Genomic DNA, 26,607 nt, shown 5'->3' on the forward strand with positions numbered 1-26,607 from the left:
GCCCCTGTGCCCGGCCGAATACTACGCCAAGCTGAACGAGCGTACAGATGCTTCGATGCCTCAATCACCCCAAGACGCGCTATGCCGGCCACGCTGCGGCATGGATGCCACAGACAGGGGCGCTCATTGCGTCTGCACATCCTCCGCCGAGACGGCATAGCCACCGTCGAGCCAGCGCACGACCTCGGCGGCGACCGGATGATCGATCGCGGCATAGCGGGTGCGGGCGGCGCTGCGGCGCTCGGGCGACAGCCGTTCCAGGCCGCTATCCTCGAAGCTCAGCAGATCCGCCTCCAGCATCGCGGCGAGCGGTTCGCCCGCCACCGCCGCCGCCGCCGCCCGGAACGCGGCCATGTAGCGATAATCCGGGTCCGCATAGAGGCGCGGCAGGGTCAGCGCCGGAATGCAGCCGAGTCGGGGCTGGAGCGCCGGGTTGATCGCATGCCCCGCCAGCCAGCGTGCATTCTCCGCCGGCCGGCCGGTGAAGCCGCGCAGGTGCAGGTGCGTCGACATGCGCGGACCGTCATTGACCGGCCAATTGTCCCACAGCCACGGCTTGCGGCCGAGCCGACCGGCGACCTCGGCGAGATGGGCGGGATCGATGGCCCGCGCGCAGACCTCCTCGCCCGTCCAATAGACCTGGACGGCGGGGTCGAGCCGGCGGCCAAGCTCCTCCAGATAGCCGGGCGGACGCTGACCGAAGACCCGGTCGAGCACTCGGTCGTCGCTATAATAGCTGGGGCATGTGAAGAGGCGGGTCGCCCGGCTATGCTCGGCGCAGAAGGCGACGATCGCGGCCTGTCGTTCGGCCAGGTCGGGAAGGTCGCCGCGCATGTCGTCGAACAGGATGGCAAGATCGTCGATGCCGATCGCGTCCAGTTGCGCCACCCGCCGCGCCAGCGCCGCGCGTCCCTCCGCCCCGAAGTCGAGATGCAGGTCATAGGCGGTCAGGCCGATGCCGAACCGCATCCCGGCGGCGCGCGCATCGGCGGCAAAGCGGGCCAGCGCCGTCGCCGTCTCGACCGGATGTTCGCGCCGCCAGTCACGGCGCAGATGGGCGTCCGCCTTGGGCGCATAATGGAACAGGCCATATCCCGCCGGGGCCAGCCGCTCAACCACGGCGCGTCGTTCCGCCCAGGACCAGGCGGGACCGAAATAGCCCTCGATGATGCCGAGTTCGGGAAGGATGCGGGCCGGATCGATGCGCGTCATGGCCGGGGGCATCGCGCGGGACGCCGCGTCTGTCCAGCGGGTTGCGGGCCGGATTCAACCAGCTATAGCCGGCGGGATATAGAAGGATGTCGCTCGTGCCGACCCGCCGTCAATTTACCTTGTCCCTCGCCGCCACCCTGCTGCTGCCTTCCGCCGCGATCGCCGCGCCGGCGCGGCCGCCGCTGACGGTGTTCGCCGCCGCTTCGCTGACCGATGCGCTACAGGCGGTGGCGAAAGCCTATACCGCGCGCACCGGGCAGCCGGTGCGTTTCTCGTTCGAGAGCAGCGGCACCGCCGCGCGCCAGATCGCCGCGGGGGCACGGGCGGACCTGTTCCTGTCGGCGGACAGCCGGTGGATGGACGATCTGGCGGGGCGCAACCTGCTAGCGGCGCGGCACGACCTGCTCGGCGGCCGGCTGGCGCTGATCGCGCGGGCGGGCAGCAATGTCCGGCTGCGGCTGCGGCCCGGCGCGCCGCTGGCGGCCGCCCTGGGGGCGGACGGGCGGCTGGCGGTCGGCGATCCGCGCTCGGTTCCGGCCGGACGGTATGCGCAGGCGGCGCTGACCCGGCTCGGCCTGTGGTCCTCGGTCGAGCAGCGGTTGGCACCCGCGCAGGACGTGCGCGCAGCGCTGGCCTATGTCGCGCGCGGCGCATCGCCGCTCGGCATCGTCTATGAAAGCGATGCCTATGCCGATCGTACCGTGCGACTGGTGTCGCTGTTCCCGGCGGCCAGTCATCCGCCGATTGTCTATCCGGTCGCGGTGCTGCGCGGCGCATCGGCCGGGGCGAGCGACTTCTACCGCTTCCTCGGCAGCGGCGCGGCGCGATCGATCTTCGCCCGCTATCGCTTCCGCCCCTTGGGCTGAGCTATGCTGCTGACGCCCGAGGAGGGGCAGGCGCTGCTGCTCAGCCTGCGCATCGCGGGATGGGCGACCTTCTGGGGGATGATCGCGGCGACGGCATTCGCCTGGCTGCTGGCGCGGCACCGGTTTCCGGGGCGGGTGCTGCTCGATGCGCTGCTCCACGCGCCGCTGATCCTGCCGCCGGTGGTGATCGGCTTCGTGTTGCTGATGCTGTTCGGCGCACAGGGACCGATCGGGCAATGGCTGAATGCGACCTGGGGGGTCAGGCTGGCCTTCACGCCGGCCGGCGCGGCGCTGGCGGCGGGGGTATCCGCCTTTCCGCTGATGCTACGCGCGGTGCGGCAGGCGATCGAAGCGGTCGATCCCCGGCTGGAGGAAGCGGCGCGGAGCCTGGGCGCGGGGCCATGGGACCGCGCGGTCACCATCGTCCTGCCGCTGGCGCTGCCCGGACTGATCGCGGGCGGGGTGATCGGTTTCGCGGCGGCGCTGGGCGAGTTCGGCGCGGTCATCACCTTCGCCGCCAATATCCCCGGCGAGACCCAGACCCTGCCGCTGGCGATCTATTCCGCCTTGCAGGTGCCGGGCGGCGAGGGGGCGGCGCTGCGCCTGTCGCTCCTGTCCTTCGCGGCCGCGCTCGGCGGCTTGCTGCTCTCGGAACTGCTGCTGCGGCATGGCCGGCGGCGGGCGGGGCGGTGATGCGCGTCGCGGCGCAACGGCGGCTGGGGGACTTCCGCCTGTCGGTCGCCTTCGAAGGGCCGGAGGACGGGGCGACGATCCTGTTCGGTCCCTCGGGCGCGGGCAAGTCGGCGACGCTGGCGGTGGTCGCCGGACTGGCGAAGGCGGAACCGGCGTTGGTCGCGATCGGCGAGCGGGTGCTGACCGACACCGGCTCCGGCCGGTTCGTGCTGCCCGAGCGGCGACGGATCGGCATCGTCCATCAGGACGCCCGCCTGTTTCCGCATCTGAGCGTGGCGCGCAATCTGGCCTATGGCCAGCGCCGGGCCGGCGGGCGCGACCGGATCGCGGCCGATGCGGTGATCGACGTGCTGGCGATCCGCCCGCTGCTGGACCGCGCACCGCGCGACCTGTCCGGCGGCGAGCGACAGCGCGTGGCGCTGGGACGCGCGATGCTGAGCCAGCCCGACCTGTTGCTGCTCGACGAGCCGCTGTCGGCGTTGGATGCGGCGCGGCGCGAGGAGGTGCTGGCCTTCGTCCTGGCGCTCAAACGGCGCTTCGCCCTGCCGATGCTCTACGTCACGCACAGCGCCGAAGAGGCGCGCGCGCTGGGCGATCATTGCGTGTTGATGGCGGCGGGGAGCGTGACGGCGCAAGGAACGCCGGCCGACCTGCTGCCGGCGCCGACGCGGCTGGGGGAAGTGGTGGCGCCGGGCGTGGTGGTGATCGCGGGGCAGCGCATCGTGGTGCCGGGCCTCGATGCGCCGATCGGTACGGCGCTGCGACTGGAGCGATAGCGAGGCACGCGGCATGGGGCAGGGCATCGCCCGACCCCATGCACCTTGGCGGCTTTCCAGCGTTACCTCACGCCGCCAGGGCGAGCTGCCACGCCTCCGCCTTGGCGAGCGCGGCGGCGTCGTCGACGTCGATCCAGTCGAGGTCACTGCAATCGACGACGCCGGCCCGACCCCTGTCGGCGAGCATCCGCATCCCTTCGGTCAGCGACGGCGCGTCGAGACCGGAGAGCGCGGCGAACAGCCCTTCGCCGATCGCGAAGACGCCGGTGTCATAGGCGTCCGCCTCGGCCAGCCCCTTGCCGATCGCGACGATGCGGTCGCCCCGGGTGCGGACCCAGGTGACGTCGTCGGGGTCGACCCAGGGATGGCCGATCCGCCGATCGACGCCGAGCGTTGCCCCGTCGCCCACTTCCACCGCCGCCATCCGCGCGTAGAGGGCGGGCACGACCAGATGGTCGCACATGGCCAGCATCGCCGGCCGGCCATTGAGGCGCGGCGCGGCGGCGAGGACGGAGACGCCGTTGGGCTGGTGATGGTCGCGCGTCATCACCGTCTCGATCCTCAGCGGCCAGCAACGCGACGCCAGATGATCCTCGATCGCCTCCGCGCCATAACCCAGCACGACGATCGCGCGCGACAGTCCCGCTTCCGCCAGGCCGGTCAGGGCATGGTCGATCAACGGCCGCCCCGCCACCGGGCAGAGCGGCTTGTAGGGCGCATGGGTCCGCAACCGGCTGCCATGGCCGGCGGCGAGCAGGACGGCGGTGTCGATCATGCCCTATGGCCTTCAGGCGGCCGCGATGAACTTCTCGACCTCGACCTGAGCGATGTCGTCGGTCATCTGGGTGCGCGGATGCTTGCAGAAATAGGCGCTGGCGGGATCGATCACGCCCTTCAGCCCGCGGTCCTTGGCGATCTTGGCACAGCGGATCATGTCGATCGCGACGCCCGCCGAATTGGGCGAGTCCTCGACCGACAGGCGCAGCTCCAGGTTCATCGGCACGCCGCCGAACAGCTGGCCCTCCATGCGCAGGAAGCAGACCTTGTTGTCGTTCTGCCACGGCACATAGTCGGACGGGCCGATATGGACATTGTCCTCTTCCAGCCGCTCCGCCGCGACCGACTGCACCGCCTCGGTCTTGGAGATCTTCTTCGACTCGAGCCGGCGATGGTTCGACATGTTGAGGAAGTCGGTGTTGCCGCCGGTGTTGAGCTGGTAGGTGCGGTCCAGCTTGACGCCGCGCTTGGCGAACAGGTCGGTCAGCACGCGGTGGACGATGGTCGCGCCCAGCTGCGCCTTGATGTCGTCGCCGATGATCGGCACGCCCGCCGTCTCGAACTTCGCCGCCCATTCTGGGTTGGAGGCGATGAAGACGGGGATGTTGTTGACGAAGGCCACGCCCGCTTCCAGCGCGCATTCCGCATAGAATTCGGTCGCCTGCTGGCTACCGACGGGCAGATAGTTCATCAACACCTCGGCCCCCGACGCCTTCAGCTCGGCGACCACATCGGCCTTGCTCGGCTGGGTGTCGTTGGCGACGATGAAGGTGCGGTCGTCCTTGTAATCGGCCATGTGATCGGCGACGCCGTCCAGCACCGCGCCCATCTTCACGACCGTACCGGTCGCCGGGATGGTGGCGGCGAACACGGCGGTGCAGTTCGGCTTGGCGAAGATCGCCTCGGCCACGTCCTTGCCGACCTTGCGGCTGTCGACGTCCCAGGCGGCCACCACCTTGATGTCGGAGGGACGATAGCCGCCCATCTCCCAGTGCATCAGGCCGACGAGGTCGTTCGCGCCCTCGCGGTAATGCTCCAGACCCTGCACCAGCGAGCTTGCGCAATTGCCGATGCCGATGATGGCGATACGGATGCTACCCATTACTGACCTTGTTCCTTGACGAAGAAACGCGCCGGTTCTGCCGGCGACGTTGGATTATGTGTTGAAAATTGCAGGAGCCCGCGCTCGACCCGGCGGTGCCAGGCGAGGCCCGCGATCGCGACCAGCGTGAGCGGCACGATCTCGATCCACCAGAAGATGCGCGGATCGCCGATCAGGCAGGCGAGGAAGATCGCCAGGACGCGGACATTGGCGGTTTCCAATGACAGAAGCTTCATCGGCGCGGTCGCGCGCATGCCATAGATCTGCGCCAGCGCGCTCGGATCGGCGCTGGAGGCGAGCTTGCGCTCGAACGGCCGCGCCAGCCGGCCGGGCAGGCCGGCGAGGCGGTCATACTGGCGCACCAGCCAGCCGCCGCCGGCCGACGTCTCGCCCTCGGCGATGCCCTTGACCCGGCGATGGAAGCGGGTGCGTTCGCCCTCGTACAGGCTCGACTGCACGGCATGGGCCGCGCCCGCCGCGATCGCCAGCGCCCAGCCGCCGGGCGTGCCGACGCGGAGCGCCAGCGCGACATAGATGAGGATGAAGACGCCGTGGTCGCACACCCCGTCGAGCAGGCGGCCGAGCGCGCTCGCCGTGCCGGTGGCGCGGGCGATCATCCCGTCCAGCCCGTCCGCGACCAGCCACAGGACCGACAGCCCCAGACCGAGCAGCGCCATCGCGCCCGAGTCGAACCGCGAATAGGACAATGCCGCACCCAGCCCGATCAACAGTCCCGTCACCGACACGGCATTGGCAGACACGCCCATACGCAGGGCGTAAGGCAGCAGCCGCCGGCCAAGCGGATGAATCAAAAGGAGATTGGATGGATCCTCGATCCGGCGATCGCGCGATCCATCCGGTGGAGGGACTGTCATAGGAGGGTCACATTGCTCCCCGCCCGCGCGGTTGGCAAGATGGCAGAAACGTCACGGTACGTTGTTTTCCAACTCATCCAGCCAGATACGCGCGGTGCCGTCGGACGGCGCGCGCCAGTCGCCGCGCGGGCTGACCGCTCCGCCGGCCGACACTTTCGGCCCATTGGGAAGGGCGGAGCGCTTGAACTGGCTGGTCTGGAAGAAGCGGTGCAGGAACCGTTTCAGCCACAAGCGGATGGTCGGCAGGTCATAGGCGACGCGCGCATCGGCCGGGAAATCCTCCGGCCACCGCCCCGCCTCGACGTCGCGCCACGCCTGCCAGGCGAGGAAGGCGATCTTCGATGGCGCCAGCCCGTGGCGAAGCACGTAATGCGCGAAGAAATCGTTGAGCGCATAGGGGCCGACCCGCTCCTCGGTCGACTGCATCGCGCCGTCCGCGCCGGCCGGCACCAGTTCGGGGGAAATCTCCTGCGCCAGGATGCCGGCGAGCACGCGGTCCGTCTCCGCATCATATTGCCCGGTGCGGATGCACCAGCGGATCAGGAACTGGATGAGCGTCTTGGGCACGCCGGCATTGACGGCATAATGGCTCATCTGGTCGCCGACGCCGTATGTACACCAACCGAGTGCCAGCTCGCTGAGGTCGCCGGTGCCGAGCACCAGCCCGCCGCGTTGGTTGGCGAGGCGGAAGAGATAGTCGGTGCGCAGTCCCGCCTGCACATTCTCGAACGTGACGTCATAGACCGGCTGCCCCTCGGCGAAGGGGTGGCCCATGTCGGCGAGCATCTGCCGCGCGGCGGGGCGGATGTCGATCTCGTCGGCGGTGATGCCCAATGCGCGCATCAGCGCCCAGGCATGGGCCTTGCTGCCCTCGCCCGTGGCGAAACCCGGCATGGTGAAGCCGAGGATCGTCGAGCGCGGCCGCCCGATCCGGTCCATCGCCTTGGCCGCGACGATCAGCGCGTGGGTCGAGTCGAGCCCGCCCGACACGCCGATCGCCAGCGTCTCGGCATGGGCGGCGGCGAGGCGCTTGGCAAGGGCCTCGACCTGGATGTTGAACGCCTCGTAGCAATCCTCGTCGCGCCGTGCCGGATCGTTGGGGACGAAGGGGAAGCGGCGGATGTCGCGACGCAGCCCCAGGTCGCGGACATCCTCGCCATGCGTGAAGCCGATGCGGCGGAAGCGCCGTTCGGGATGGTCGAGCGCGGCGGCCGTGTCGTTGAACGTGCCGAAGCGCAGCCGTTCCTGGATCAGCCGCTCGCAATCCACGTCCGCGACCAGCAGTTGCGGTTCGGTGGCGAACCGCTCCGACCCGGCGATCAGCTCGCCCAGTTCATGGACCAGCCCCTGTCCGTCCCAGGCCAGGTCGGTGGTGCTCTCGCCCGGCCCGGCGGCGGAATAGACATAGGCGCAGACCGCGCGGGCGCTTTGCGCGGCGGCGAGCATCGCGCGCTCGCGCGCTTTGCCGATGACGATGTTGGACGCGGACAGGTTGCAACAGATCAAGGCGCCGGCCAGCGCGCCGGCCGTGGAGGGCGGGGCGGGGGCCCAATAGTCCTCGCAGATCTCCGCATGGACAGTGAAGAAGGGCAGGTCGCTGGCGGCGAAGATCAGGTCGGTGCCGAACGCCACCTCCTCCTCGCCCAGCATCATGGTCTGGCCCGACAGGCCGAGCGGCGAGGCGAACCAGCGCTTCTCGTAATATTCGCGATAGTTGGGGAAGAAGCTCTTCGGCACCACGCCCAGCACCCGACCGCGATGGACGGCGACGGCGCAATTGTAGAGCCGCCCGTTCCGCTCGACCGCCGCCCCCAGCAGCAGCAGCGGCTTCATCGTGCGGCTGGCGTCGCGCACCGCGGCGATGGCGGTCAGCGTCGCCCGTTGCTGCGCGCTTTGCAGGTGGAGATCGTCGATCGCATAGCTGGTGAGGTTCAGCTCGGGATAGACGACGAGGTCGCAACCTTCCTCATGCGCGCGGGTGGCCATGGCGATGGCGGCCTCGGCATTGGCGATCGTGTCGCCGACCGTGGCGCGCGGCGTCGCGGCGGCGACGCGGATCATGCGGTGGCGATGCAGCGCGAAGAAGGGATGCTGGGTCATGCCGCACGCGATACCGCGACGATGCCGGAATGCCTACTGATCGGCGTAAAGCACTCACTCGCCGACGATCCCGGTGATATCCACCTTCGCATCATCGAACCGGACCCGCCCGTCGACGATGCCACTGATCCGAACCTCTGCGCCGTCCTCGACGATCAGGTCGCCGCCGATGATGCCCTTCACCTCCAGGGACGAGCCGGCCCGCACCCTGGCGTCGCCATCGACGATGCCGCTGAAGGTGCCGGCGCTGGGGAGGGTCTGGGCTTGGTCTGTCATGGTCGCTCCATCCTGGCCTGTTCCGGCAGTATCCGCTGCGAAGCGCTTTGGTTCCAGACGATGCTGGCAGGTCGCTTGCCCATCGCCTCTCGCCGGGCGCATAGCGGCGCCAAACAACAGGAAAGGCGCGCGATGGACGTCACCCTATACGGCATTCCCAATTGCGACACGATGAAGAAGGCTCGTGCCTGGCTCGACCAGGCCGGCATCGCCTATCGCTTCCACGACTATAAGAAGGCGGGCATCGCCGAGACGGATCTCCGGCGCTGGGTCGGTCGGCTGGGTTGGGAGACGGTGCTCAACCGCGCCGGCACCACCTTCCGCAAGCTGCCCGAGGCCGCGCGCGCCGGGATCGACGCCGACAAGGCCGTGGCGCTGATGCTGGCGCAACCCTCGATGATCAAGCGGCCCATGCTGGAGTCGGGGGACGCCTTGCTGGCGGGCTTTGCGCCGGATCGCTATTCGTCTGTTTTTGGGAAGTAAGTCATGTCCACCACCTTTACGATCGATAGCGCCACCAGCCGCGCCAACCCCACGCCCGCCCCGCGCAAGCGGCTGACCGTGCCGGTGATCCGCGCCCGCAAGGGCGGCGAGCCGCTGGTGATGCTGACCGCCTATACCGTCCGCACCGCACAACTGCTCGATCCGCATTGCGACATGCTGCTGGTCGGCGACAGCCTGGGCCAGGTGATCTACGGCCTGCCCTCGACCGTCCCGGTGACGCTGGAGATGATGGCCGCCCATGCCGCCGCGGTGGTGCGCGGCAGCTATCAGTCGCTGGTCGTGGTCGACATGCCGTTCGGCAGCTACGAGGCCAGCCCGGAGCAGGCCTTCCTGAGCGCGGCGCGGCTGATGAAGGACAGCGGCGCGGCGGCGGTGAAGCTGGAGGGGGGCGAGGCGATGGCCCCGACCGTCCGCTTCCTGACCGAACGCGGCATTCCGGTGATGGGCCATGTCGGCCTGACGCCCCAGGCGGTCAATCTGCTCGGCGGCTACGGCGCGCGCGGGCGCAGCGACGAGGAAGCCGCCAAGATCGTCGGCGATGCGCAGGCGGTGGCGGCGGCGGGGGCGTTCTCCGTGGTGATCGAGGGGGTGGTCGAGCCGATCGCGATCGAGATCACCCGCACCATCGCCTGTCCGACGATCGGCATCGGCGCCTCGGCCCAGTGCGACGGACAGGTGCTGGTCGCGGAGGACATGCTCGGCCTGTTCGAACGCACCGCCCGTTTCGTGAAGCGCTATGACGACCTGGCCGGGCGGATCGGCGCGGCGGCGGAGGCCTATGCCGGCGAAGTCCGCTCGCGCGCCTTTCCCGGCGCGGAACAGGTCTATGCGCCCAAGACCTGAGAAAATGCCATGGACCATGCCCGGCACGTTTTCGGGCCGAAGCTGACGCGGCTTCCGTTTCGGTCCCGGCGCGGCTATGGGCGCTGATCGTTTCCCCGTAATTCGGAGCCGCTCCTTGGCCTTGCCGCCCGACGCCAATGCTGAAGTCTTCATGCGCGAGGTGGACGACGAGGTCCGCCGCGACCAGCTCACCGCCTTCTGGACGCGCTGGGGCAAGCTGCTGATCGCCGCCATCGTCGTCGGCCTCGCCCTGTTCGCCGCCTATCTGTTCTGGCAGAGCCGTCGGGACGAAGCGGCGGGCGTGCAGGGCGAGCAGTTGCAGGCCGCCTATGATTCGGTCGCGGCCGGCGATTATGCCAAGGCGGAAGCGCCGCTAAAGCAGCTCGCCGCCGAGGGTGGCCCGTCCTACCAGGCGCTGGCCAAATATACCCAGGCCGACCTGCTGCTCCAGAAGAACGATCCCAAGGGTGCGGCGGCGAAGTTTGCCGAGATCGTCAAGGACGACTCGATCGCCAAGCCGTTCCGCGACCTGGCGCTGGTGCGCCAGACCGCGATCGAGTTCGACAGCCTGCAACCGCAGGTGGTGGTCGAGCGGATGCGGCCGCTGGCGGTGCCGGGCAATCCCTGGCTGGGCAGCGCCGGCGAGATGATGGCGGTGGCGCAGATCCGCTTGGGCCAGACGCGACAGGCCGGCCAGCTCTTCGCGCGGATCGCCGAGGATGAGGGCGTGCCCGCCTCGCTCCGTCAACGCGCGGTTCAGATGGCCAGCGCCATGGGCGTGGAGGCCGCTCCTTCGTCGGCCGAGGCCGCTACCGTTCGCAAGGTCCAGCCATGAACAAGACTTTCCGCGCGCCCGTGATGGTCGCCGCGCTCATCGCGCTCAGTTCCTGCGGCATCTTCAAGGGCGGTGGCCCGAAGAAGACGCCGACCGTGGGCCAGCGCGTGCCGATCCTCGCCTCGGAGAATGAGGTGGCGACCGATCCGGCGATGGCCGATGTCCAGGTGACGCTGCCCGCGCCTTTCGCCAACGACGCCTGGGCGCAGCCGGGCGGCAATGCCGCCAAGTCGATGGGCCAGCTCGCACTCGCCGAGGCGCCGGCCCGGGCGTGGCAGGCGACGATCAACGGCGGGTCCGATCGCGAGCGGCTGGCCGCCGCGCCGGTGATCGCCGACGGCAAGCTGTTCATCATCGATGTCGACGCGACCGTCCATGCCTTCGACGCCCGGACCGGCGCCGTGCTGTGGACCAAGAGCATCAATGACGGCGAGCGGTCGCGCGCGGCGCGCTTCGGCGGCGGCGTGAGCTTCGACGACGGCAAGCTATATGCCACGGACGGCCTGGGCGATGTCGTGGCGATGACGGCGGCCGACGGCGCGCCGCTGTGGCGGGCCAAGCCGGGCGGCCCGCTGCGCGGATCGCCGACCGTCGCGAACGGCAATGTCTATGTGCTGAGCCAGGACAATCAGCTGTTCGCGCTCGCCCAGGCCGATGGCAAGGTGCAATGGGCGCAGTCGGGCACGCTGGAGACGCAGGGCGTGTTCGGCGTCGCCGCGCCGGCCGCCAGCCAGGGCACGGTGGTGACCGGCTATTCGTCGGGCGAACTCTCCGCCTATCGCTACGAGAATGGCCGCGTGCTGTGGCAGGACGCGCTGTCGCGCACCGCCGTCACCATGTCGGTGTCCAGCCTGGCCGATATCGACGCCGATCCGGTGATCGACAATGGCCGCGTCTTCGCGGTCGGGCAGGGCGGGCGCATGGTCTCGCTCGACCTGTCGACCGGGCAGCGGCTGTGGGAGCAGAATCTGGCGGGCATCTCCACGCCCTGGATCGCGGGCGACTGGCTGTTCGTCGTCACCGACGATGCGCGGCTCGCCTGCCTGTCGCGCGCCAGCGGCAAGGCGCGTTGGATTTCGCAGCTGCCCCGCTATCGCAACGTCAAGAAGCGGAAGGGGCCGATCACCTGGTTCGGTCCGGTGCTGGCTGGTGGCCGACTGGTCCTGACCAACAGCGATGGCCAGATCGTCTCGGCCGGTATCGGCGACGGCAAGATCGTCTCGACGATCGAGACCAAGACCGCCTTCTCCCTGCCGCCGGTCGTGGCGCTGTCGACGCTCTACACCATCGACGAGCGTGGACGCCTGACCGCTTTCCGGTAAAGGATGCCCCATCGATCGGGCGGCACGGAAAGGCCGCCCGATCGTGGCGCAGACGGGGTGACGCCTCGCTTCGTAGCGGCTAAGGGCGGATCATGCCCAAGCTCCCTGTGGTCGCGATCGTCGGCCGGCCGAATGTCGGCAAATCCACCTTGTTCAATCGTCTCGTCGGCAAGAAGCTCGCGCTGGTCGACGACCGGCCCGGCGTTACCCGCGATCGCCGCGAAGGCGACGCGCATCTGGTCGGCCTCGATTTCCGCGTCATCGACACCGCCGGCTACGAGGATCACGATGCCCAGACCCTGCCCGGCCGGATGCGCCTCCAGACCGAAGCGGCGCTGAAACAGGCCGACGTCGCGCTGTTCCTGTTCGATTCGCGCTCCGGCATCGTGCCGTTGGACGAAGAAATCGCGCGCTGGCTGCGGTCCTCGACCACGCCGGTCGTCCTTGCCGCCAACAAGGCGGAAGGGCGTCAGGGCGAACAGGGCATCCTCGAGTCGCTGTCGCTCGGCTTCGGCGATCCGGTTCAGTTGTCCGCCGAACATGGCGAGGGCATGGGCGACCTGTTCGAGGCGCTGCTGCCCTATCTCGACCGCAGCGAGGACGAGCCGGTCGACGACGAGGAGGACGACCGCCCCGATGCACCGCTGAAGCTGGCGATCGTCGGCCGTCCCAATGCCGGCAAGTCGACGCTGATCAACCGAATGCTGGGCGAGGATCGCCTGATCACCGGACCGGAAGCGGGGATCACGCGCGACTCGATCGCGATCGACTGGATGTGGCCCGACCCCAAGGGCGAGCCGCGCCCCGTGCGGCTGATCGACACCGCCGGGATGCGCAAGCGCGCCAAGGTCCAGGACAAGCTGGAGAAGCTGTCCGTCGCCGACGCGTTGCACGCGGTCGACTTCGCCGAGGTGGTGGTGCTGCTGCTCGACGCGACGCTGGGACTGGAGGCGCAGGACCTGCGCATCGCCGACCGCGTGCTGGAAGAGGGGCGGGCGCTGATCATCGCGCTCAACAAATGGGACATCGCCGAAAACGCCTCCTCGCTGTTCAACGGCGTGAAGAAGGCGCTGGAGGACGGTCTCAGCCAGGTGAAGGGCGTGACGGTCATCACCGTCTCCGGCGCGACCGGCAAGGGCATCGATCAGTTGATCGGCGCGGCCTTCGAGGTGCGCGAGGCCTGGTCGAAGCGCGTCGGCACCGGCGAACTCAACCGCTGGTTCGAACGTGCGATCGAGGCCAACCCGCCGCCCGCGCCCGGCGGCAAGCGGATCAAGATGCGCTACGTCACCCAGGTCAAGTCGCGACCGCCGAGCTTCGTCATCTTCGGCACGCGCGTCGACCAGTTGCCGGCCAGCTACGAACGCTATCTGGTCAATTCGATGCGGCGGGAACTCGGCTTCGGCGCGGTGCCGGTGCGATTGACGCTGCGCGCGCCCAAGAACCCGTTCGACCGCAAGGACGACTGACGACCAGAGGCAAACTTCTGCCGGTGCGGCAAGATGCTGTTTACCCTTGATCGGCTATGACCCGGCAAGATTTGCCGGTGGAGCCAAGACATTGTCGTTCGAGGGTAGCACGCTGGTCGATTGGCCTGCCTTTTTCGCGACGCGGGCCGAGTTGGGGACCGGCTTCGTCCGCATCCTGGGGTATTTCCGCGAGGACGGCGTGAAATCGGTCGCCGCGATCGAGCTGGCGATGCGGGGGCTGAACGCGGCGGGGCTGGTCATCCCCGCGCATACGCTGAAGGGCGAGGCGCGCCAGTTCGGCGCGCTGCCGCTGGCGACGCTGGCGGAGGAGATCGAGGTGATCGGCCGCGATTGCGTCGAGGCGCAAGAGACGTGCGAGGCGGCGCTGCCGGCGGTCACGCGACTGCGGCCGCTGTTCGAACAGACGCTGACGCTGCTCGAACGCGAGGCGAGCCCGCCGGTCCCCCGCCGGCCGCTGGGGGGCGGGGGGTTCGGGCGCAAGATCGCCTGACGTCTATCCCGGCGTCGCCGCCGATCCGGCGAGCAGGCCGCCGTCGATCGTCACTTCCGTGCCCGTCACATAGGTCGCCTCGTCCGAAGCGAGCATCGCCGCCACCGCCGCCACTTCGGCCACCGTCCCGAACCGCTTGAGCGGTGTATCCGCAACCAGCGCCGCCATCCGCTCTGCACGATCCGGACCGTCGCCCAGCATCGGCTCCCAGATCGGCGTCAGGATCGCGGCGGGGTGGATCGAATTGCATCGGATGCGCCAGCCCTGCTGCGCGCAGTAGAGCGCCACCGACTTGCTGTGGTTGCGGATCGCCGCCTTGGACGCGGCATAGGCGGCCGCGCCGGGAATGCCGACCATGCCCGATCGCGACGAGATGTTGATGATCGAACCGTCGCCGCGCGGCTTCATCGCGCCGATCGCATAGCGGCAGCCGAGGAACGTGCCGTCCAGATTGACGCGGTGCACCGCCCGCCAGTCGGCCAGGTTGGCATGTTCGGGATCGTGCGGCACCATTCCCCGTTCGAAACCGGTGATGCCGGCATTGTTGACCACCACATCCGCGACCGGCACCGCCTCCGCCAACCGCCGCCACTCGGCTTCCTCGCCCACGTCGAGTGGCAGAAAGCGCGCGTCGATCGATTCGGCCGCCGCCGCACCCGCCTCCACATCCATGTCGGTGAGGATCACGTTGCCGCCTTCCGCCTGGAAGCGCGCCGCGATGGCATAGCCGATCCCGCGCGCCGCGCCGGTGATGACGCAGGTCTTTCCCGTCAGTCTTTGCATGATATTCGCCTTGTCCATGAAAACCCGACCGGCGATGCGCAACCGCCGATACTGCTCGTCAGCGCCGCTGCTGGTTCATGTCGAAGACTCCTGAACGAGGTCCGAGCCTACGCCTGGCGGATCGTCCGGGCAAGCCGCACCAGCGCCTCGTCCAGGGCGGACAGGAAGCGGGAGCGGTCGCTTTTTTGGAACGGCGGCGGCCCGCCGATCACGTCGCCGCCGGCGCGTAGATCGGCCATGATCGCCCGCGTCGCGATCGCGCTGCCGATCGAGGCGGTGGTGAAGGGGCGGCCATTGGGCGCGATCACGGCCGCGCCCGCCTTCAGGGCCCGGTCGGCGAGCAATATGTCGGCGGTGACGACGATGGTGGCGGCGCCCGCCTGCTCGGCGATCCAGTCGTCCGCCGCATCGAAGGCCTCGCTTACCACCTGGCGGGCGATGAGCGGATGGTCGGGGATGCGCAGCCGGGCATTGCTGACCACGATCACGGCCGCCCCGTGTCGCAGCGCCACCCGGTAGATCTCGTCCTTGACCGGGCAGGCATCGGCATCGACCAGGATGCGGATCATCGCCGGGCGATATCGCTCAGCATCGCCGCCGGGGTGATGACCTCGACCTGCGTCTTCAGGTGGAGCAGGCGGACGCCCGTTTCCCCCTGCGCGCGGGCGAGGGCGCGGGCGAAGGCGTCGGTCGTCTCCACCGTCTCCGCCCAGGCGCCATAGGCGCGGGCGAGCGCGGCGAAGTCCGGATTGGCCAGGCGGGTGCCGCTGATCCGGCCGGGAAATTCACGCTCCTGATGCATCCGGATCGTGCCATAGGCGCCATTGTCGACAACGATCACCAGGATCGACGCGCCCGTCTGCACGGCGGTCGCCAGTTCCTGCCCGTTCATCAGGAAACAGCCGTCGCCCGCCAGCGCGACCACGCTCCGTCCCGGGTGACGGAGGCTGGCGGCGACGGCGGCCGGCAGGCCGTAGCCCATCGCGCCAGCAGTGGGGGCCAACTGCGTGCCGGCTGCGGCGTAGCGCCAATAGCGATGCCACCAGCCGCTATAGTTGCCGGCGCCGTTGCAGATGATCGTGTCGGCCGGAAGGGTGTCGCGCATCGCGCCGACGCACCGCCCCAGATCGAGCGCGACCCCAGCGCGGGGATAGGGTTCGCTCCAGCGGCGATACTCCTCGTGCGCGGCCGCGCCATCGGCGAAGCGGCGGCCGTCCACGCCTTGCAGGGCCGCGCCGAACGCCTCCAGCCCGGCGCAGATCGCCAGATCGATGCGATAGGTGCGATGCAGTTCCTCCGGATCGGGATGGACATGCACCAGCGTCTGTCCGGGATGGTCCGGCGTCACGAGCGCATAGCCATCGGTGGTCGCCTCGCCGAGCCGCGGCCCGGCGACGATCAGCAGGTCCGCGGCCCGGACCCGCGCGACCAATGCGGGATTGGGACCATAGCCGAGATTGCCGGCCCAGACGGGCGTTCGGTTGTCGATCGCGTCCTGGCGGCGGAAGGCGCAGGCGACCGGGATGCCGCGCCGCTCCGCCCAGTCGGCGACCGTGCGTCCGGCCGCCTCGGTCCAGCCGGCACCGCCGACCAGCATCAGCGGCCGTTCGGCGCGCTCGACCAGCGCCTCCAGATCCGCAAGCGCGGCGGGGTCGCAGGCTTGCGTGGTCCGCTCGACACGGGGCCGGTCGCGCGCCTCGACCTGATCGAGCAGCATATCCTCCGGCAGCGCCAGCACCACCGGGCCCGGCCGTCCGTTCATCGCGGTGGCATAGGCGCGCGCGATATATTCCGGGATGCGCGCGGCATCGTCGATCCGCGCCGCCCATTTGCACAGCGGCGCGAACATCGCTTGGAAGTCGACCTCCTGAAAGGCTTCGCGGTCGCGGGTGCCGCGATCGACATCGCCGATGAACAGGATCATCGGCTGCGAGTCCTGCATCGCGACATGCACGCCGATCGAGGCATTGGTCGCGCCCGGGCCGCGCGTGACGAAGGCGATGCCGGGCCGCCCCGTCAGCGTGCCGTCGGCACAGGCCATGAACGCCGCGCCGCCCTCCTGCCGGCAGACCACCAGGTCGATCGCCGGCGTGTCGTGCAGCGCGTCGAGCACGGCGAGGAAGCTCTCGCCCGGCACGGTGAAGATACGCTCGCATCCTTGCGCGAGGAGCTGGTCGACGAGGAGGCGGCCGCCGGTTCTGCTGGTCATGCCCGGTCATAGCGTGGGCGGATGGGAACGGATAGCCGCCCGGAACCGGCATGGGACTGGCGCATTCGCACCCCGACCTGCCCGAATTTATGGAGAGCGATCATGGCGTTAGCGCAAGACCCGGTGTGGTTCATCACCGGCTGTTCGACCGGTTTCGGCCGGTCGCTGGCGGAGGCGGTGCTGGCGCGCGGCGAGCGGGTGGTGGCCACCGCGCGCGACGTGGCGCGAGTCGCTGATCTGGAGGAGACCTCCGACCGGTTGTTGCCGCTGGCGCTCGACGTCACGGACGACGCGCAGATCGCGGCGGCGGTCGACGCGGCGCGCGAGCGGTTCGGGCGGGTCGACGTGCTCGTCAACAATGCCGGCTATGGCTATCAGGCCAGCATCGAGGAGGGCGAGGATGCGGAAATCCGGGCACAGTTCGACGCCAATGTGTTCGGCCTGTTCGCGCTGACCCGCGCCGTGCTGCCGCTGATGCGCGCGCAGGGCGGCGGGCATGTCGTCAACATCACCTCGGTCGCGGGACTCGTCGGCTTTCCGGGCTCGGGCTATTATGCCGCGTCCAAACATGCAGTCGAGGGTTGGTCCGATGCGCTGGCCGCCGAAGTCGGGCCGCTCGGCCTCCATGTCACCTGTGTCGAGCCGGGGCCGTTCCGCACCGACTGGGCCGGCCGCTCGCTGCGGCAGACGCCGGTGCGGATCGACGCCTATCAAGCGACCGTCGGGCAGCGGATGGAGAGCACCCGCTCGGTCAGCGGCCGGCAAGCCGGCGACCCGGAGCGGGCCGCCGCGGCGATCATCTCTCTGGCGGAGGAGGCCGAACCGCCACGGCATATGGTGCTGGGGGCATGGGGGATCGACCAGGTCACCGAGCGGCTGCGTCGCCGCCTGAAGGAGATCGAGGCACGGCGCGAGGCGGCGATCGCGACCGACTTTCCCGAATAAGCGGAGGGATCGGGGGAGGGCGACCCGGCCGCCCTCCCGTCGCCGTCCTTACAGGCCGACGATACCCCCGTCGGTGCGGGTGATGACGATCGTCGCGGACCGCGGGCGGCTGCCGGCGGCGGTGCCCGTCTGGCTGGCCGGCCAGTTGCTGCTGATCGCGCGGGGATTGCCGTCCTCGCCCGGATGCTGGATGTTGACGAACAGCGCGGTGCCGTCCGGCGTCGAATGGATGCCGGTGATCTCGCACTGCTTGGGGCCGACCAGGAAGCGACGCAGCGTCGTGCCCGGCGTCTTGCCGATCCGGGTGGTGACGGTCGCGCTGCTGCCGCCGACGCTGCTGGTGACCGATCGGGTGCCGCCGTCGCCGACCGTACCGGGGATCGCCGCCAGCATCATGCAATTGGTCTGGTCGGTGAAGGCGCCGTCATCGGTCTGGAGCCAGAGCAGCGGCGTCCCCTGGCCGGTGACGTTGCTGGGCAGGCCGAACCACATGCCGTCCGGCGAGGAGAAGTCGTTGGTCGCGTCCAGCCCCGACAGGTTGACATTGGCTGCATCCAGGTCCGACCCGGCGCCGAAGGCGTAGATGTCCCAGGCGAAGGTCATGGCCTCGGACGTGTCGCCGCTCTCGCGCAGGCGGATGACGTGACCATTGGCGTTGCCCGTGGTCGAGCCGCCGGTCGTCTTGGGATCGACATAGGCACGCGGATTGGCGGCATCGACGCCGGTCTGCGAACCAGTGGCGGCCGGACGGCGCGAGCCGTTGTTGGTCAGCGTGCAGTACATCTCGCCGGTCGCCGGGTTGACGGCGGTCCATTCCGGCCGGTCCATCTTGGTCGCGCCCAGCACGTCTGCGGCAAGGCGGGTGTTGACCAGCACATCGGCCTGGTCGGCGAAGGGATAGCTGGCGTTGCTGCTGGTCAGGCCGTTCTGCCCGAACACCAGGGGCAGCCACTGGCCGGTGCCGTCGGCGTTGAAGCGGGCGACATAGAGCGTGCCGGTGTTCAGATATTTGTCGCCGACCGCCAGACGGTCGCTGGCATCGGCATCCGCCGCCGACCAGGGCGTGGCGGACACGAACTTGTAGATATATTCGTTCTGCGCATCGTCGCCCATGTAGAAGGCGGGGCGGACGCCCGCGATGGTGCGGCCGACCTGACAGCCCTCATGGTTCATGCGACCGAGCGCGGTGCGCTTGCGCGGGGTCGAGGCCGGATTGAACGGATCGATCTCGACCACCCAGCCGAACTGGAAGGGTTCGTGGCGGAAATCGCCGCTGCCGTCCGCCGCCTGTGTGGCGTCGGCGGTCGCGTTCCAACGCGAGAAGACGGTGTTGCCGGCGGTCGCGGGCGTGACCGTGGTCCAGCCATTATTGCCGGTGCGTCCCTCCGAAATGCCGTAGCGGGCGAGCGAGACATTCTCCTTCGCCATGCCGGCCGTGCTGCGCACCGCCGCGTCGCCGACGTTGCGCCGGAAATAGCCGGCCCAATTCTCTTCGTTGGTCAGATAGGTGTGCCACGGCATCGTGCCGTTGGCGCAATTGTTGATCGTGCCGCGGCCGCTGGTGCCGTCCGGCGAATAGGCGGTGCGGAGCAGGGCGCTGCCCGCCACCGGGCCGCTGAAGCGCATCGGCGTGTTGGGGGTGATGCGGCGGTTGAGCGCGGACGACTGGACATAGGTCCAGGTGCCGCTGCTGGACTTGCTCACCTCGACCACCGAGACGCCATGCGCCTCGATCTCCTTGATCGCCTCCGCCTCGGGCCGTGCGCCGTTGCTGCTGGTCGGGCCATTGGGGTGGAGATAGGCGGCGGTGATATTCTCGTGATTGAGCACCAGCAGGCCGCGATTGCTGTTGGCGGCGTCGGGCGTGCTGCCCGACGAGGCCAGGCCGAAATAGCTCATGCCGTCATGATGATCGCCGGCGCGCTGCGCGAAATTGGTGTCGGTGCCGTCATTGGCATAGGCCGCGACGCCCGAAGCGAGCGGATCGCCCAGCCGGTAGAGGACGGTGACGTTGTAGCCGCTCGGCACCACCACCGTGTCGCCCAGCCCCTTGGCCACGGCGGTGAAACCCAGCACGGCGGGGCTGACGGTGACCGTGGTCTGCGCCTCGCTCTTCACGCCCGTGTCGCTGGCGGCGGTGAAGGCGAAGACCAATGGCGTCGCGACGGACACGCCGGGCGCGGTGAAGCTGACGCTGTTGACCCCGGTGCTGGTCAGGGTGACGGCGGGGCCGCTCACCTGACGCCAGGCGAGATCGCGCGCGCCGAACTGCGTCTGGCCGGTCAGCGTGACGGTGCGGCCCGCGGTGGCGGTGGCAGCGTCGCCCGCGCTGATCGACAGCGGCCTATTGGCGTCGTCATCGCCGCACGCGCTCAGCAACATGCCACCGAACACCGCCGCGCCCGCCGCCGACAGACCGCCCATCAGCGCCTGACGGCGCGAATAGCGCTGCTCGATCAGGTCGTTGAGATGGGGGTTGGCGCTGCGGTTGGTGTCGATATCGCCATCGTCATAGCCGGCGATGGTGCTGAACGGTGATGTCATGAAACGTCCCCCGGGGATTGGCCGGTGTGGCCCGGCATGTGCGGGGACGTCAGTGGCGGCAAAGCATGTCGCTGTGATTGCACCGCAATGGCGCATCCATGTCAAAGCGATGACGCTTGCATGACAGGCGCGTCAGTCCGATGGCGGCTGCGGGGAACAAAAAAAGGCCGGGGTTTCCCCCGGCCTTCTTCCTGTCGGTCTTTGCGGACCGCAGCTTGGAGCTCAGGCCCCGGCGACTTCCGCCGTGTCGACCTTGATGCCCGGGCCCATGGTCGAGGAGATCGCGACCTTGCGGACATACTTGCCCTTGGCACCCGACGGCTTGGCCTTCACCACCGCGTCGACCAGCGCGTCGAAGTTCGCGCGCAGGTCCTCGGCGGGGAACGACGCCTTGCCGATGCCGCTGTGGATGATGCCGGCCTTCTCGACCCGGTACTCGACCTGGCCCGACTTGGCGTCCTTGACCGCCTGGGTGACGTTCATCGTCACGGTGCCCAGCTTCGGGTTCGGCATCAGGCCCTTGGGGCCCAGCACCTTGCCGAGGCGACCGACGACGCCCATCATGTCCGGGGTCGCGATGCAGCGATCGAAGTCGATCTTGCCGCCCTGGATCTGCTCCATCAGGTCCTCGGCGCCGACCACGTCGGCACCGGCCTCACGGGCCTCGTCCGCCTTGGGGCCGCGCGCGAACACGCCGACGCGCACGGTCTTGCCGGTGCCCTTGGGCAGGTTGACGACGCCGCGGACCATCTGGTCGGCGTGACGCGGATCGACGCCCAGGTTCAGCGCGACCTCGATGGTCTCGTCGAACTTGCTGGTCGCGTTGCTCTTCGCGAGCGCGATCGCCTCGTCAACGCCGTGCAGCTGCTCGGGGTTGATGCTGTTCGCCTTCTGCTTCTTGGTCAGCTTGGCCATGATCTCAACCCTCCACCACTTCGAGGCCCATCGCGCGGGCGGAGCCTTCGATGATCTTCGTCGCCGCTTCGATGTCGTTCGCGTTCAGGTCCTTCATCTTGACCTGGGCGATCTCCGACAGCTTCGAACGGGCGATCTTGCCCGCGGACACCTTGCCCGGCTCCTTCGAGCCCGACTTCAGGTTCGCCGCCTGCTTGATCAGGAAGGTCGCCGGCGGGGTCTTCGTCTCGAACGAGAACGAACGGTCCGCATAGACGGTGATCTTGGTGGGGATCGGCGTCCCCTTGGCCATGTCGGTCGTCGCGGCGTTGAACGCCTTGCAGAACTCCATGATGTTCACGCCGCGCTGACCCAGCGCCGGGCCGATCGGCGGGGCGGGCTTCGCGTCGCCGGCCGGAACCTGCAGGTTGATGTAACCTGTGATCTTCTTTGCCATGTGTCTCTCTCAGTTTAGCGGTGCTGTCGGCCGATGCCGGCCTCCCGCAATCACTTGCCCCCGAACGTCGCGACCGCGAACGGTTGCGCCTGGCCGCGGGAGCGCGGCCGGGAAACGGAAAGTGGGGCCCTTAGCGGGGATGTGACGCGGCGTAAAGCCTGTGCGCTTGGGTTCCGCTTGAGGCGGCCGACGCGGGAGGGAATTCCGCGTCGCCGGTCGGGTTCGGCTGAGCCCACCCGCCGGCCGGGCCTGTGCCGTCTTGCGACCGGCACAGCCGGCCGCATCCGGCTTGGCCTTACTTGCTCCGCTCGACCTGTTCGAAGTTCAGCTCCACCGGGGTGGCGCGACCGAAGATCGACACGGAAACCGAGACCTTCGACTTGTCGAAGTCCAATGCCTCGACCACGCCGTTGAAGGTCGCGAACGGACCCTCCAGCACCTTGACCGCGTCGCCGATCTCGTAATCGACCTTGACCTTGGTCTTCGGCGCGGCGGCGGCCTCCTCCTTGGAGTTGAGCATCCGCGCAGCCTCGGCCTCGCTGATCGCCTGGGGCTTGCCCATCGAGCCCAGGAAGCCGGTCACCTTCGGCGTGTTCTTGACCAGGTGATAGACCTGGTCGTTCATGTCGAGCTTGGCCAGCACATAGCCGGGCATGAACTTGCGCTCGACCGCGATCTTCTTGCCGCGCCGGGCCTCGGTCACGGTCTCGGTCGGCACCTCGATCTGCTCGACCAGCCGGTCAAGCCCGAGCCGGGTCGCCTCGGCCATGATCGCGTCGCGAACCTTGCCCTCGAAGCCGGAATAGGCGTGGATGATGTACCAGCGCGCCATCGTCATTCAGTCCTTACTGCGCGAGCTTGAGCAGGGCGGTGACCACCGCGTTGAAGAACGAGTCCACGCCCAGGAAGAACAGCGCCAGGATCGTGGTCATGATGACGACCATCAGGCCGGTCATCCACGTTTCCTTCCAGCTCGGCCACGAGACCTTCTTGGTCTCCACCTTCACCTGGTTGATGAACTCGACAGGGGTCGTCTTCGCCACTTGGTTCAGCCCATGAAATTGCACGATCGGGAGACATGGAACCACTCGCCGCTTCCCTTACGGAAACCGGCGCGGGGCGCCATCCTCGCTGTCGGATAGACCATGCACTTAAGCGGGGGAACCGCGAAAGGCAAGGCGCGAGAAAGCGTCGGCGTCAGGAGATGCCCAGATCGCCGGGACCGAAGGCGGCGGGCAGCAGTTCGGACAGGCGATAGCGGGCGATCGCCTCGCCCTCCGCCGCGCCGCACAGCACCGGCAGGTCGCGCCCGCCCAGCTGCGCGGCCTCGTTGATCACCTGGCGGCAGCGGCCGCAGGGGGAGACCGGCTGGGCGCCGGTCGGCCGCCCCTCGGCGTCCATCGCGCCGCCGATCACCGCCACCGCGACGATCTCGCGCAGGCGTCCGCTGGCGCTGGCGGTGGCGATCGCCACCGTCTCCGCGCAGAGCGACAGGCCGTAGCTCGCATTCTCGACATTCGCGCCAGTGACGATGTCGCCGCCCTCCATCAACAGCGCCGCGCCGACGGCGAAGCGCGAATAGGGGGCATGGGCATGGCGCGCCGCGTCGCGCGCGGCCTGGATCAATTGTTCGTCGGTCATCAGTCTATCCGCGGATATGCAGCACGCAGATGAGCGTGAAGAGGCGGCGGGCGGTGTCGAAATCGACCTCGATCTTGCCCGCCAGCCGCTCCTGCAACATCGTGGCCGCGTCATTGTGGAGGCCACGTCGGGCCATGTCGATCGTCTCGATTTGCGCCGGGCTCGCCTTGCGGATCGCCTCGTAATAGCTGTCGCAGATCGCGAAATAGTCCTTGATCGGGCGGCGGAACCGACCGAGCGCCAGCACCAGCGTCTCCAGGTGCGAACCGTCCTCGCGGTGCATGTGGATGCCCAGGCGGCCCTCCTCCTGCTCCAGCTTGATGCGATAGGGGCCGGCATAGCCGTCGGGCTGCTCGCGCTGGGGCGCGAAGCGGTTGTCTTCGAGAAGGTCGAAGATGGCGATCCGCCGCTCCTGCTCGACATCGGCGGAGCGCCAGCCCAGGCTGCGCTCGTCCAGTTCGATGTCGATGATCCGCGGATCGGCCATGCCCCCGCGATAGAGGGTCGGAGGCGGAACGACAATCTTTCGCGCCGCGACCGGCGGTTTGCCGCAGGATGCTTGAGGGGAGGGGGCGGCCGGGTCTACGGCGGGCCGATGGCCACGCTTGCTTTTCCGACTCCCGCCACTGCCGCCGCCGAGCCGCAGCAGCTTCCCCGCAACGTCGAGGCCGAAGCCGCGATGCTCGGCGCGATGATGATCGACAACCGACTGGCGGACGACTTGGTCGACCGGCTGGAGCCCGCGCATTTCTTCGAGCCCCTGCACGGCCGCATCTTCGCCGCGATCAAGACGCTGCGCGGCAACGACATGCTCGCCACCCCCGTCACGCTCCGCCCGATGTTCGAGGCGGACGAGGGGATGCGCGAACTGGGCGGCCCGGCCTATCTCGCCAGCCTGACCGGCTCGGGTGCCGGCCTGATCGGCGCGCGCCAGTTCGCGCAGCAGATCTACGACCTGGCGATGCTGCGCGCGCTGGTCACGGTCGGCCGCACGCTGGTCGACCGGGCGATGGACACGTCCGAGGAGGTGAACCCGCGCGCCCAGATCGAACTGGCCGAGGAGGAGTTGTACAAGGTCGCGGGCGACGGCGGCGCGGAAAGCTCGATCAAGACCTTCGCCCAGGCGACCACCATGGCGGTGAAGAATGCCGAGCGCGCGCTGAACAGTGGCGGCCATGTCTCGGGCATCACCACCGGCCTCGATTCGGTCAATTCCAAGATCGGCGGCATGCACCGGTCGGATCTCATGATCCTGGCGGGACGTCCCGGCATGGGCAAGACCTCGCTGGCGACCAACATCGCCTTCAACGCCGCGCGCCGCTGGATGCGCGACATGGCGGACGGCATCCCGCCCTCCGAATCGGTCGGCGCCAAGGTCGCCTTCTTCAGCCTGGAAATGAGCGCCGACCAGCTCGCCACGCGTATCCTGGCGGAACAGTCGCGGATCAGCTCCGAAAGCCTCCGCATGGGCAAGATCAGCCGCGCCGAATTCGGCCAGCTCGCCCAGGCGGCGGCGGAGCTGGAAAATCTGCCGCTGTTCATCGACGATACCGGCGGCCTGTCGATCTCCGCGCTCCACACCCGCGTGCGCCGCCTGCAGCGGCGGCATAACAACGAACTGGGGCTGGTCGTGGTCGACTATCTCCAGCTGTTGACCGCCGGCGGCAAGGGCGACGGCAACCGCGTGCAGGAGATCTCGGAGATCTCGCGCGGACTGAAGACCCTGGCCAAGGACATGAACGTGCCGGTGCTGGCGCTGTCGCAGTTGAGCCGCGCGGTTGAAAGCCGCGAGGACAAGCGGCCAATGCTGTCGGACCTTCGCGAATCGGGCTCGATCGAGCAGGACGCCGACATGGTCTGGTTCGTGTTCCGCGAGGATTACTACACCGCCGCGCGCGAGCCGAAGCGGCCGGTCGAGGGCGACAATGCCAAGGTGTTCGAGGACCACGCCGCCTGGGCCAGCGACATGGAGCGCGTCTATGGCCTGGCCGAGCTGATCGTCGCCAAGCAGCGCCACGGCGCGACCGGCAAGGTGGTGCTGAAGTTCGATCCGACCATCACCCGCTTCTCGGATTATGCGGGCTATTGAAGTTAGAGGCGGCAGCGGCCGCTGATCCCTCCACTTCTCGTTCCCCGGCGAAGGCCAAGGCCCGGTTACGAAACCTTGGTGATGACGGGCAGCGTTCCGTTACAACCACCTTTCCAACTGGGCCCCGGCCTTCGCCGGGGAACAGCTAAGAAGGAAACGGCGCTCGCTCGCCACCCTTACTGCCGCAACCCCGACCCATGATCCGCACGCCGGGCGGTCAGGACGGCGCGGGCGTCGCCGGGGGTGCGGCGATGGCCATGGCCGTCCGTCGCGGCGGCGATCACGCGGTCGAGCAGTTCCTGCCCCTCGCGCCACAGGCCGAGCCCGCTCGCCGCATTGATATGGCCATGCGCGCCGATGTCGAGGAAATGGCTGCCCCAGTCGGCCGCCATGCTGTGGGCGCGTTCGATCGACACCCAGGGATCGTCGGTGGAGGCGACCAGGATCGACGGGAAGGGCAGCGAGAGACGCGGGGCGGGCGCGAAGCCGGTCAGCTCGACAGGCGCGTCGCGGCGATCGACATCGGCGGGCGCGACCAGCAGCGCGCCGGCCACCGGCCAGCCATAGGGCTGCGGGCTGAGTTGCGCCCACCACGCCACCGCCTGGCAGCCCAGGGAATGCGCCACCAGGATCACCGGTGCATGGGCATGGCGGATCGCCTCGTCCAGCCGGTTGACCCAGCTGTTGCGATGCGGCGTGTGCCACATGCCAAGCTCGGCGCGGATCGTGTCGACCCGGCTGCTCTCCCACAAACTCTGCCAATGCGACGGACCCGAGCCACCCAGGCCGGGAACGGTGACGACCGTCGGCTGGACGGTCTCGAACGGTGCGAACGAACCCATGGCGCTTCTCCCGACAACAGGGCCCCGAAGACGGGGTGGGGG

At 68.9% G+C, this 26,607-nt stretch carries 28 protein-coding genes; 11 read left to right on the forward strand and 17 right to left on the reverse strand.

Features of this window, described 5'->3' with window-relative positions; translation table 11 throughout:
* Window positions 1-123: 123 nt before the first annotated feature.
* On the reverse strand, window positions 124-1,212 hold the full coding sequence (locus BRX43_RS09470) for a beta-N-acetylglucosaminidase domain-containing protein (RefSeq protein ID WP_241214877.1): 1,089 nt from the start codon (window positions 1,210-1,212) through the stop codon (window positions 124-126).
* Window positions 1,213-1,307: 95 nt separating this feature from the next.
* Between BRX43_RS09470 and modA the strand changes: the two genes are divergently transcribed.
* Genes modA through BRX43_RS09485 form a run of 3 tightly spaced genes read left to right on the forward strand, consistent with a single transcriptional unit; the run spans window position 1,308 to window position 3,547 of the window.
* Complete coding sequence (gene modA / locus BRX43_RS09475; protein ID WP_241214878.1) at window positions 1,308-2,078, forward strand: molybdate ABC transporter substrate-binding protein; 771 nt, start codon at window positions 1,308-1,310, stop codon at window positions 2,076-2,078.
* 3 nt (window positions 2,079-2,081) lie between these two features.
* Window positions 2,082-2,771 carry a molybdate ABC transporter permease subunit gene (gene modB / locus BRX43_RS09480; protein WP_125994609.1) on the forward strand — a complete coding sequence of 230 codons (690 nt, stop codon included), beginning with the start codon at window positions 2,082-2,084 and terminating at the stop codon, window positions 2,769-2,771.
* Entirely contained in the window at window positions 2,771-3,547 is a 777-nt protein-coding gene (locus BRX43_RS09485; RefSeq protein WP_241214879.1) for an ATP-binding cassette domain-containing protein, read from the forward strand. The genes modB and BRX43_RS09485 overlap by 1 nt, the downstream gene beginning before the upstream one ends.
* 67 nt (window positions 3,548-3,614) lie before the next feature.
* Here the strand turns inward: BRX43_RS09485 and BRX43_RS09490 are convergent, their stop codons facing one another.
* The 5 genes from BRX43_RS09490 to BRX43_RS09510 form a co-directional block, all read right to left on the reverse strand.
* The gene (locus BRX43_RS09490) at window positions 3,615-4,322 is read right to left on the reverse strand and encodes an NTP transferase domain-containing protein (protein WP_125994610.1); all 708 of its coding nucleotides are present in this window, start codon (window positions 4,320-4,322) and stop codon (window positions 3,615-3,617) included.
* Between the two features lie 12 nt (window positions 4,323-4,334).
* Window positions 4,335-5,426, reverse strand: coding sequence for an inositol-3-phosphate synthase (locus BRX43_RS09495; protein WP_125994611.1), 1,092 nt, complete (start codon window positions 5,424-5,426; stop codon window positions 4,335-4,337).
* Window positions 5,426-6,238 (reverse strand): CDP-alcohol phosphatidyltransferase family protein, encoded by an 813-nt coding sequence (locus BRX43_RS09500; protein WP_241214880.1) that lies wholly within the window; start codon window positions 6,236-6,238, stop codon window positions 5,426-5,428. The genes BRX43_RS09495 and BRX43_RS09500 overlap by 1 nt, the downstream gene beginning before the upstream one ends.
* A gap of 114 nt (window positions 6,239-6,352) precedes the next feature.
* Entirely contained in the window at window positions 6,353-8,401 is a 2,049-nt protein-coding gene (locus BRX43_RS09505; RefSeq protein ID WP_125994613.1) for an NAD(+) synthase, read from the reverse strand.
* Between the two features lie 54 nt (window positions 8,402-8,455).
* A complete protein-coding gene (locus BRX43_RS09510) occupies window positions 8,456-8,677 on the reverse strand; it encodes a hypothetical protein (protein WP_125994614.1) in 222 nt (73 codons plus the stop codon).
* 132 nt (window positions 8,678-8,809) lie between these two features.
* Here BRX43_RS09510 and BRX43_RS09515 point away from each other — a divergent pair, with 132 nt between their 5' ends.
* From BRX43_RS09515 to BRX43_RS09540, 6 genes are all read left to right on the forward strand, one after another.
* Window positions 8,810-9,160: an ArsC family reductase gene (locus BRX43_RS09515; protein WP_125994615.1), complete on the forward strand. Its 351-nt coding sequence runs from the start codon at window positions 8,810-8,812 to the stop codon at window positions 9,158-9,160.
* Between the two features lie 3 nt (window positions 9,161-9,163).
* Window positions 9,164-10,024, forward strand: a complete 861-nt coding sequence (gene panB / locus BRX43_RS09520; RefSeq protein WP_125994616.1) for a 3-methyl-2-oxobutanoate hydroxymethyltransferase — start codon at window positions 9,164-9,166, stop codon at window positions 10,022-10,024.
* A gap of 115 nt (window positions 10,025-10,139) precedes the next feature.
* Complete coding sequence (locus tag BRX43_RS09525) at window positions 10,140-10,859, forward strand: tetratricopeptide repeat protein (RefSeq protein ID WP_125994617.1); 720 nt, start codon at window positions 10,140-10,142, stop codon at window positions 10,857-10,859.
* A complete protein-coding gene (locus BRX43_RS09530) occupies window positions 10,856-12,181 on the forward strand; it encodes a PQQ-binding-like beta-propeller repeat protein (protein WP_125994618.1) in 1,326 nt (441 codons plus the stop codon). The genes BRX43_RS09525 and BRX43_RS09530 overlap by 4 nt, the downstream gene beginning before the upstream one ends.
* 92 nt (window positions 12,182-12,273) lie before the next feature.
* The gene (der, locus tag BRX43_RS09535; RefSeq protein ID WP_125994619.1) at window positions 12,274-13,650 is read left to right on the forward strand and encodes a ribosome biogenesis GTPase Der; all 1,377 of its coding nucleotides are present in this window, start codon (window positions 12,274-12,276) and stop codon (window positions 13,648-13,650) included.
* A gap of 91 nt (window positions 13,651-13,741) precedes the next feature.
* Window positions 13,742-14,161, forward strand: coding sequence for an Hpt domain-containing protein (locus tag BRX43_RS09540; RefSeq protein ID WP_125994620.1), 420 nt, complete (start codon window positions 13,742-13,744; stop codon window positions 14,159-14,161).
* A gap of 3 nt (window positions 14,162-14,164) precedes the next feature.
* Here the strand turns inward: BRX43_RS09540 and BRX43_RS09545 are convergent, their stop codons facing one another.
* From BRX43_RS09545 to BRX43_RS09555, 3 genes are all read right to left on the reverse strand, one after another.
* A complete protein-coding gene (locus tag BRX43_RS09545; protein ID WP_125994621.1) occupies window positions 14,165-14,944 on the reverse strand; it encodes an SDR family oxidoreductase in 780 nt (259 codons plus the stop codon).
* 107 nt (window positions 14,945-15,051) lie between these two features.
* Window positions 15,052-15,513, reverse strand: coding sequence for a YaiI/YqxD family protein (locus tag BRX43_RS09550; RefSeq protein WP_125994622.1), 462 nt, complete (start codon window positions 15,511-15,513; stop codon window positions 15,052-15,054).
* The gene (locus BRX43_RS09555; RefSeq protein WP_125994623.1) at window positions 15,510-17,153 is read right to left on the reverse strand and encodes a thiamine pyrophosphate-binding protein; all 1,644 of its coding nucleotides are present in this window, start codon (window positions 17,151-17,153) and stop codon (window positions 15,510-15,512) included. Before BRX43_RS09555 ends, BRX43_RS09550 begins: the two co-directional genes overlap by 4 nt.
* A gap of 102 nt (window positions 17,154-17,255) precedes the next feature.
* Between BRX43_RS09555 and BRX43_RS09560 the strand changes: the two genes are divergently transcribed.
* On the forward strand, window positions 17,256-18,098 hold the full coding sequence (locus BRX43_RS09560) for an oxidoreductase (protein ID WP_125994624.1): 843 nt from the start codon (window positions 17,256-17,258) through the stop codon (window positions 18,096-18,098).
* Between the two features lie 48 nt (window positions 18,099-18,146).
* Here BRX43_RS09560 and BRX43_RS09565 read toward each other — a convergent pair whose 3' ends face one another.
* From BRX43_RS09565 to BRX43_RS09595, 7 genes are all read right to left on the reverse strand, one after another.
* Window positions 18,147-20,642, reverse strand: coding sequence for a PhoX family phosphatase (locus tag BRX43_RS09565; protein WP_125994625.1), 2,496 nt, complete (start codon window positions 20,640-20,642; stop codon window positions 18,147-18,149).
* 222 nt (window positions 20,643-20,864) lie between these two features.
* A complete protein-coding gene (gene rplA / locus BRX43_RS09570; protein ID WP_125994626.1) occupies window positions 20,865-21,557 on the reverse strand; it encodes a 50S ribosomal protein L1 in 693 nt (230 codons plus the stop codon).
* 4 nt (window positions 21,558-21,561) lie between these two features.
* Window positions 21,562-21,993 carry a 50S ribosomal protein L11 gene (gene rplK, locus BRX43_RS09575; RefSeq protein WP_125994627.1) on the reverse strand — a complete coding sequence of 144 codons (432 nt, stop codon included), beginning with the start codon at window positions 21,991-21,993 and terminating at the stop codon, window positions 21,562-21,564.
* Between the two features lie 295 nt (window positions 21,994-22,288).
* Window positions 22,289-22,825: a transcription termination/antitermination protein NusG gene (gene nusG / locus BRX43_RS09580; protein ID WP_125994644.1), complete on the reverse strand. Its 537-nt coding sequence runs from the start codon at window positions 22,823-22,825 to the stop codon at window positions 22,289-22,291.
* Window positions 22,826-22,838: 13 nt separating this feature from the next.
* The gene (gene secE / locus BRX43_RS09585) at window positions 22,839-23,036 is read right to left on the reverse strand and encodes a preprotein translocase subunit SecE (protein WP_125994628.1); all 198 of its coding nucleotides are present in this window, start codon (window positions 23,034-23,036) and stop codon (window positions 22,839-22,841) included.
* Between the two features lie 154 nt (window positions 23,037-23,190).
* Window positions 23,191-23,634, reverse strand: coding sequence for a cytidine deaminase (locus BRX43_RS09590; protein ID WP_125994629.1), 444 nt, complete (start codon window positions 23,632-23,634; stop codon window positions 23,191-23,193).
* A 4-nt stretch (window positions 23,635-23,638) separates the two neighbouring features.
* A complete protein-coding gene (locus BRX43_RS09595) occupies window positions 23,639-24,121 on the reverse strand; it encodes a UPF0262 family protein (RefSeq protein WP_125994630.1) in 483 nt (160 codons plus the stop codon).
* A gap of 108 nt (window positions 24,122-24,229) precedes the next feature.
* On the opposite strand from BRX43_RS09595, the gene BRX43_RS09600 reads away from it, so the two are divergent.
* A complete protein-coding gene (locus BRX43_RS09600) occupies window positions 24,230-25,723 on the forward strand; it encodes a replicative DNA helicase (protein ID WP_125994631.1) in 1,494 nt (497 codons plus the stop codon).
* A 176-nt stretch (window positions 25,724-25,899) separates the two neighbouring features.
* Here the strand turns inward: BRX43_RS09600 and BRX43_RS09605 are convergent, their stop codons facing one another.
* A complete protein-coding gene (locus BRX43_RS09605; RefSeq protein WP_125994632.1) occupies window positions 25,900-26,565 on the reverse strand; it encodes an alpha/beta hydrolase in 666 nt (221 codons plus the stop codon).
* Window positions 26,566-26,607: the final 42 nt, after the last annotated feature.

It is taken from the genome of Sphingomonas sp. S-NIH.Pt15_0812, from assembly GCF_003951315.1.
In the GTDB taxonomy this organism is placed as follows: domain Bacteria; phylum Pseudomonadota; class Alphaproteobacteria; order Sphingomonadales; family Sphingomonadaceae; genus Sphingomonas.

Excerpts from the sequence above, each read along its gene's own strand:
- BRX43_RS09470 (WP_241214877.1), bottom strand. The coding sequence starts at position 1,212 with ATGACGCGCATCGATCCGGCCCGCATCCTTCCCGAACTCGGCATCATC.
- modB (WP_125994609.1), top strand. The coding sequence starts at position 2,082 with ATGCTGCTGACGCCCGAGGAGGGGCAGGCGCTGCTGCTCAGCCTGCGC.
- BRX43_RS09485 (WP_241214879.1), top strand. The coding sequence starts at position 2,771 with ATGCGCGTCGCGGCGCAACGGCGGCTGGGGGACTTCCGCCTGTCGGTC.
- BRX43_RS09490 (WP_125994610.1), bottom strand. The coding sequence starts at position 4,322 with ATGATCGACACCGCCGTCCTGCTCGCCGCCGGCCATGGCAGCCGGTTG.
- BRX43_RS09495 (WP_125994611.1), bottom strand. The coding sequence starts at position 5,426 with ATGGGTAGCATCCGTATCGCCATCATCGGCATCGGCAATTGCGCAAGC.
- BRX43_RS09505 (WP_125994613.1), bottom strand. The coding sequence starts at position 8,401 with ATGACCCAGCATCCCTTCTTCGCGCTGCATCGCCACCGCATGATCCGC.
- BRX43_RS09510 (WP_125994614.1), bottom strand. The coding sequence starts at position 8,677 with ATGACAGACCAAGCCCAGACCCTCCCCAGCGCCGGCACCTTCAGCGGC.
- BRX43_RS09515 (WP_125994615.1), top strand. The coding sequence starts at position 8,810 with ATGGACGTCACCCTATACGGCATTCCCAATTGCGACACGATGAAGAAG.
- panB (WP_125994616.1), top strand. The coding sequence starts at position 9,164 with ATGTCCACCACCTTTACGATCGATAGCGCCACCAGCCGCGCCAACCCC.
- BRX43_RS09530 (WP_125994618.1), top strand. The coding sequence starts at position 10,856 with ATGAACAAGACTTTCCGCGCGCCCGTGATGGTCGCCGCGCTCATCGCG.
- der (WP_125994619.1), top strand. The coding sequence starts at position 12,274 with ATGCCCAAGCTCCCTGTGGTCGCGATCGTCGGCCGGCCGAATGTCGGC.
- BRX43_RS09545 (WP_125994621.1), bottom strand. The coding sequence starts at position 14,944 with ATGCAAAGACTGACGGGAAAGACCTGCGTCATCACCGGCGCGGCGCGC.
- BRX43_RS09550 (WP_125994622.1), bottom strand. The coding sequence starts at position 15,513 with ATGATCCGCATCCTGGTCGATGCCGATGCCTGCCCGGTCAAGGACGAG.
- BRX43_RS09555 (WP_125994623.1), bottom strand. The coding sequence starts at position 17,153 with ATGACCAGCAGAACCGGCGGCCGCCTCCTCGTCGACCAGCTCCTCGCG.
- BRX43_RS09560 (WP_125994624.1), top strand. The coding sequence starts at position 17,256 with ATGGCGTTAGCGCAAGACCCGGTGTGGTTCATCACCGGCTGTTCGACC.
- BRX43_RS09565 (WP_125994625.1), bottom strand. The coding sequence starts at position 20,642 with ATGACATCACCGTTCAGCACCATCGCCGGCTATGACGATGGCGATATC.
- rplA (WP_125994626.1), bottom strand. The coding sequence starts at position 21,557 with ATGGCCAAGCTGACCAAGAAGCAGAAGGCGAACAGCATCAACCCCGAG.
- rplK (WP_125994627.1), bottom strand. The coding sequence starts at position 21,993 with ATGGCAAAGAAGATCACAGGTTACATCAACCTGCAGGTTCCGGCCGGC.
- nusG (WP_125994644.1), bottom strand. The coding sequence starts at position 22,825 with ATGGCGCGCTGGTACATCATCCACGCCTATTCCGGCTTCGAGGGCAAG.
- BRX43_RS09590 (WP_125994629.1), bottom strand. The coding sequence starts at position 23,634 with ATGACCGACGAACAATTGATCCAGGCCGCGCGCGACGCGGCGCGCCAT.
- BRX43_RS09595 (WP_125994630.1), bottom strand. The coding sequence starts at position 24,121 with ATGGCCGATCCGCGGATCATCGACATCGAACTGGACGAGCGCAGCCTG.
- BRX43_RS09600 (WP_125994631.1), top strand. The coding sequence starts at position 24,230 with ATGGCCACGCTTGCTTTTCCGACTCCCGCCACTGCCGCCGCCGAGCCG.
- BRX43_RS09605 (WP_125994632.1), bottom strand. The coding sequence starts at position 26,565 with ATGGGTTCGTTCGCACCGTTCGAGACCGTCCAGCCGACGGTCGTCACC.